At 65.7% G+C, this 3,332-nt stretch carries 4 protein-coding genes; all 4 read left to right on the forward strand.

Annotated features, from left to right (window positions below; all coding sequences use genetic code 11):
* Positions 1–77 precede the first annotated feature (77 nt).
* Positions 78–656, forward strand: a complete 579-nt coding sequence (gene efp / locus VF794_RS35860; RefSeq protein ID WP_331117621.1) for an elongation factor P — start codon at positions 78–80, stop codon at positions 654–656.
* A gap of 30 nt (positions 657–686) precedes the next feature.
* A complete protein-coding gene (gene accB / locus VF794_RS35865; RefSeq protein ID WP_331117622.1) occupies positions 687–1,268 on the forward strand; it encodes an acetyl-CoA carboxylase biotin carboxyl carrier protein in 582 nt (193 codons plus the stop codon).
* A 38-nt stretch (positions 1,269–1,306) separates the two neighbouring features.
* Complete coding sequence (gene accC, locus VF794_RS35870) at positions 1,307–2,692, forward strand: acetyl-CoA carboxylase biotin carboxylase subunit (protein WP_331117623.1); 1,386 nt, start codon at positions 1,307–1,309, stop codon at positions 2,690–2,692.
* Between the two features lie 176 nt (positions 2,693–2,868).
* A partial coding sequence (locus tag VF794_RS35875) for a tetratricopeptide repeat protein (protein ID WP_331117624.1) occupies positions 2,869–3,332 on the forward strand: 464 nt, incomplete at its 3' end.

Here is a 3,332-nt window from a genome sequence, read left to right on the forward strand (position 1 = left end):
CGCCTTTACGCTTTGCAACGCGCGGCCCCATCGGCTAGACACCCCGGACTTTTTCAAGCTGTCCGAAGGAGCCTGTCATGGCCGGTGTGATTGATACGTCCGAGTTCCGCAAGGGCATGAAGATCGAAGTCGACGGCGAGCCGTTCGAGATCGTCGAGTTCCAGCACGTCAAGCCCGGCAAGGGCTCGGCCTTCGTGCGCACGTCCATCCGCAGCCTGCTGTCGGGCCGCGTGCTTCAGCCCACCTTCAAGTCCGGTGACAAGGTTGGCAAGCCGGACATCGAAGAGAAGGACATGCAGTACCTGTACGTGCAGGGCGGCGACTTCTACTTCATGGACACCCGCAACTACGAGCAGACGTTCATCAGCGCCGACGTGCTCGGAGAGGCGAAGAACTTCCTGAAGGAGAACATCAACGCGTCCATCCTGTTCTACAACGGCAAGGCCATTGGGGTGACGCTGCCCAACTCGGTGGACCTCAAGGTCACCAAGTGCGATCCGGGCGTGCGTGGCGACACGGTGTCTGGTGCGCTCAAGCCGGCCCAGCTCGAGACGGGCTACTCCGTCAACGTGCCGCTCTTCATCAACGAGGGTGACATCCTCAAGATCGACACGCGCGACGGCAAGTACCTCACGCGCGTGGCCACCGCGGGCTGAGCGCCCACGCGGTTCAGGGAGGGGACGGAATTGGCAACCAAGCGCAAGGCAATCCGAACGGAGTCCGCGCCCGCCGCGCAGTCTGGTGGCGTTCGCGTGGAGGGCAACACCACCTCCCTGGACGTGGAGGCGCTCCGGCAGATCGTGGAGATCCTCGAGGCGTCCGAGGTGACGCGGCTGGTGTGGCAGCGCGGTGAGGAGCGGCTGTTCATCCGCCGCGGCCCCGCGCCCATGCCCACCATCGTCCACGCGGCGCCGGTGTCACCCTCGGTGAGCCCCGCGTCGGTGATGGCCGCGCCGATGGCCGCCGCTCCCTCCATGGCGGCTCCGGCCGCGGCTGCCGCCTCGGCGGCCCCGGCTGCCGAGAAGCCTGGCCATGCCGTCACCAGCCCGTTCGTCGGGACGTTCTACCGGACGCCCGCTCCGGACCAGCCCTCGTTCGTGGACGTGGGCACGGTGGTGAAGAAGGGCCAGGTGCTCTGCATCATCGAGGCCATGAAGCTGATGAACGAGATCGAAGCCGACGTGCCGGGTCGCGTGGCGGAGATCCTCGTGGAGAACGGGCAGCCGGTCGAGTTCGGCCAGACGCTCTTCCGCATCGAGCCGGTCTGACATAGCGGGCGACGCACGCCCCGCGGAGGCACGACATCGTGTTCAAGAAGGTGCTGATCGCCAACCGCGGGGAGATTGCCCTGCGAGTCATCCGCGCCTGCCGCGAGCTGGGCATCGCCACGGTGGCGGTGCACTCCACGGCGGACGCCAATGCTTTGCACGTGCGGTTCGCCGATGAGTCGGTGTGCATCGGTCCGCCGACGTCGAAGGAGAGCTACCTCAACATCCCGCAGCTGCTGTCCGCCGCGGAGATCACCCGGGCGGACGCCATCCATCCCGGCTACGGCTTCCTCTCGGAGAACTCCGAGTTCGCCAAGGTGTGCCGGGACTGCAAGATCCACTTCATCGGCCCCCGGCCGGAGATGATCTCGCTGATGGGCAACAAGGTCCGGGCGCGCAACGCGGCGCGCGAGGCGGGCCTGCCCCTGCTGCCCGGCAGCACCGGCACGGTGAAGGACGCCAAGGAGGCCGAGGCCTTCGCCCGGGAGATCGGCTTCCCGGTCATCCTCAAGGCGGCGGCGGGTGGTGGCGGCAAGGGCATGAAGATCGTCCGTGAGCCGGGGGCGCTGGCACAGGCCTTCTCCACGGCGGCCGCGGAGGCGGTGGCCTCCTTCAACAACGGCGATCTCTACATCGAGCGGTACGTGGAGAAGCCGCGCCACATCGAGATTCAAATCGTGGCCGACGAGCACGGGCACATCATCCACCTGGGTGAGCGCGAGTGCTCGGTGCAGCGGCGCCACCAGAAGCTCATCGAGGAGAGCCCCTCGCCGGCGCTCACCCCGGAGCTGCGCCGGCAGATGGGCGAGGTCTCCGTCCGCGCGATGGAGAAGCTCGGCTACAACAACGTGGGCACCATCGAGTACCTGCTCGACGAGAACGGGCGGTTCTACTTCATGGAGATGAACACCCGCATCCAGGTGGAGCACCCGGTGACCGAGCTCGTCACCGGCATCGACCTGGTCCGCGAGCAGATCACGCTCTCCTCGGGCGAGCCGCTCAAGCGCAAGCAGGAAGACATCCAGATGCGCGGCCACGCCATCGAGTGCCGCGTCAACGCCGAGGACCCCATCACCTTCGCCCCCTGGCCGGGGAAGATCACCGCCTACAGCGTGCCCGGCGGCTATGGCGTGCGTGTGGACTCCAGTGCGTACGAGAACTACACGGTGCTGCCGTACTACGACAGCCTGCTGGCCAAGCTGATCGTCTACGCGGAGGATCGGCCCACGGCCATCCGCCGCATGCAGCGGGCGCTGGGCGAGTACGTGGTGCAGGGCATCCGCACCAACATTCCCTTCCACCGGGCGGCCATGGCGGAGGATGCCTTCCAGGAGGGCAACTACGACACCCGCTTCGTGGAGCGACTGCTGGCGTCCGAGACGGGCTCCCATCGTCTCCGCAAGGCCATCGAAGAGACTCCCTGAAACTTGCTCGCCTGCTCCCCGCGCAACCCCCTGATCCTGCTGGGGGTGGCGCGAGGTGGATTCCTTGACCCGCGAGGGAGGATTCCGCTAGCCTCCGCTCTCCCTCGTTGTCTCCTTGAAGGAAGCAGAAACCCCAGACTTTCCAGGGGTTTCGCTCGGCAGGAAGCCCACGCTCGATGGACAAGAACAAGATCATCGAAGCCGCCGCCAAGCTCGTCGCGAAGGGCGCCTACGACAAGGCCATCAAGGAGTACCAGAAGATCCTGGAGGTCGACGCCAAGGACGGCCGCGTCCTCCAGAAGATGGGCGAGCTGTACCAGAAGAAGAACGACAACGTTCAGGCGGCCCACTACTTCACCAAGGTCGCCGAGGGCTACTCGACCGACGGCTTCTTCCTCAAGGCCGTCGCGCTCTACAAGCAGGTCCTCAAGCTCAACCCCAACCTGCTCGAGGTCAACCTCAAGCTGGCGGAGCTCCATCAGCAGCTCGGACTGATGTCCGAGGCCATGGCGTATTTCCAGATCGTCGCCAACCACTACGAGAAGGCCGGCGACGTCAAGAACTCCCTGGATACGCTCAAGAAGATGGTGGATCTCGACCCCGAGAACGTGGCGTCGAAGATCAAGCTCGCCGAGCTGTA

It is taken from the genome of Archangium sp., from assembly GCF_036389735.1.
Taxonomy (GTDB): domain Bacteria; phylum Myxococcota; class Myxococcia; order Myxococcales; family Myxococcaceae; genus Archangium.

Excerpts from the sequence above, each read along its gene's own strand:
- efp (WP_331117621.1), top strand. The coding sequence starts at position 78 with ATGGCCGGTGTGATTGATACGTCCGAGTTCCGCAAGGGCATGAAGATC.